This is a genomic window from Oribacterium sp. P6A1, assembly GCF_000702885.1.
Taxonomy (GTDB): domain Bacteria; phylum Bacillota; class Clostridia; order Lachnospirales; family Lachnospiraceae; genus Oribacterium.
Genome location: NZ_JNKO01000079.1, coordinates 1 through 2,369 on the forward strand (window position 1 = coordinate 1; position 2,369 = coordinate 2,369).

General features: G+C 30.6%; 2 protein-coding genes. Both read right to left on the reverse strand.

The genetic code is table 11. The annotated features are described in order from the left end of the window. Positions 1–127: 127 nt before the first annotated feature. Positions 128–1,150, reverse strand: coding sequence for a helix-turn-helix transcriptional regulator (locus tag T515_RS16035; RefSeq protein WP_242839407.1), 1,023 nt, complete (start codon positions 1,148–1,150; stop codon positions 128–130). A gap of 305 nt (positions 1,151–1,455) precedes the next feature. Then, positions 1,456–2,369: hypothetical protein (locus T515_RS16040; protein ID WP_207641134.1), on the reverse strand; the 914-nt coding region annotated here is incomplete at its 5' end.

Below are 2,369 nucleotides of genomic sequence, written 5' to 3' on the forward strand. Positions count from 1 at the left end.
GAAGTGGAGCAAAGCTCCCTTGACATGCATATGTCACGCAACTAAACTTCCGAAAAAGAATCAATGGTTACCCACTATTTTTGACGAATAACCATTATGAGGAGAGGTAATAGCCTCTCCTCAATTACTATTGATATTTAGTCAACATGGATTTCAAAGTGTTTTTTATTTCTTCTCTCATACTCTCTGGCTTTATGACCTCTATATTATTACCTTGACTTAAAAGCCACATGATTATTCCTTTTCCGTATACTTCTGCATCTATTACACATTCATGTTCATACTTCTTAACAATTCTTGCAGTTGGAAGTCTATCTAATATTGGTTCAGGGTTATCTCCAAAGTATTTAATACTCATTCTTTGAAGTTCTCCTGGGTACATGAACTGTACTCTTTTTCTGAATTCACCTTCTTCAAATCTATCCGCATAAGGAAAAGAGAACTTTTCTTTCAATGGTGTATATTCTTTGATTCTGTCAATTCTAAATACAGCAGGATAATCATATTTATGTTTATATTTACCATCCATATCATTTTTAACTATGTAGGCATTAAGATAAAAATAATATTCAGAGAAAAGAATTGCCAATGGCTCGATTATTCTATTAACTGATTCATTTGAATTATTAGCCCTAGAGTATTTTATTGAAACTAAATTTTGGTCATGGATACTATATCCTATGTTCCATAGTTTATTATTAATATACTCTTTATGCTTCAGTTCAACGTAATGGTATTTTTCATTCGCAATAAGGTCACTGACAATTTTCATATTTTTTATTGGAACACAACTAGTCAGTAGTTTATCTATGATTATCCCTAATTCTTTTTTAGTAAATGCTCTACTTTCAAGAAGAATTTTGGAGATTGCCAGAATTTCGCTATTGGTCATCATAGAACGTTCCTGTCCAACCATAACAAAACCTTTTTTTATTCTATCATAAATAACCTTTCTACTATCGCCTGATTCGATACTTTGTTCATCTAAATAAGCACGAATATCGTCAATATCTCTCTGTATAGATCTCTCATCTACACCAAAACGTGAAGCTTCATCTGATTTACAAATAACCTTGCCTTCACACAAACGAACATAAATATTAATAGATCTGAAATTTTTTGTTTTTCTCCCATCTATATTTTTCATCATTATTATATCCATTTTCTTTAAGTAAGGTGATTGATTATAAAATAATACTATTAAAATCTAAGGAATATCTGCAATTTACATTCAAAATCCTGGCAAAAAGCCATGGGTGACATTTCGTGGTTTTTTTTAATACATTTCTTTTTGGGTGACCTATCATCAATGGTCCAAAGATTTAGTTTTGGATTTCTTGGACTTATAGCACTGTTTGTAGGATCATACCAATATTTGCAAATTGCACATTTCTTCGTGTTTTTGATATTCAAATTAAACAATTTATACTGCTCCTCTTATAGTTATATGTATTTTTACTCACTAATTACAAGACTCTCCATAAGAGATTTATATATTTGCGCTTGTAAATGGTCCATCGTTGGTACTTGACTATACATTGCAGAGATAATATCATCCTTATATTTTTTTACTAGAGATTTCATTCTTATCAAAAGACTAGTAGCTTTAGCCATCATTCCTAAAAAACGAGTGAAAGATTCTCCAATGCCATCTAACTTGTCTGATAAATCTTCAAACTCAATCATTAATTCAGAATTATCTGTCGACTCAAAGATATCTAAATCAAAGTACGCACTTAGATCAATAGTTTCTATATTAAAATTTGACAAACCTTTATAGTTTTTATAAAAATCGATTAAAGGTGAAATTGCCAATTCATATTTTTGGTTTAGAGATTTTATCAAAGATTCTTGGAATTCATTGGCTTGTTCAAAAGCATTACTGAACTTACCTAAAGCTTCATCTACATCTTTAGTGACTATATCTAAACTTGAAAAATCATCTACAGCATGATTAAGCTTTCCTTCTAATTTTTTTATATAAGCTATTATTGCAGACCTATATTCATTAGCATATTCTCCTGAAATCTTTTCGCTTATATTTGACCATAATAATTCAAACATACTGTCTAAGATTTCTTTACGACCAAATGTTGGCACCGTCCCCTTTCTGGTTTTTGTTTCAACTGAATTAACACAAGATATTCTTACATTATCGCCCAAATTATCGTGTATATGTTTTTTCATTGCAACCAATTCTTCGGTTTCCGAATCAGGAGCATTTGTAATAACAACGTGGATAGTCTGTGTAATTTCCTTTGATAATTCATTTATCATCCTGAATTCTTCGGGTTCAAACCTACCTCTTTTAAGATTTTTGCAATAAAAAATGGCATGCAACCACTCAAATACATCATTGCTTTTACAAC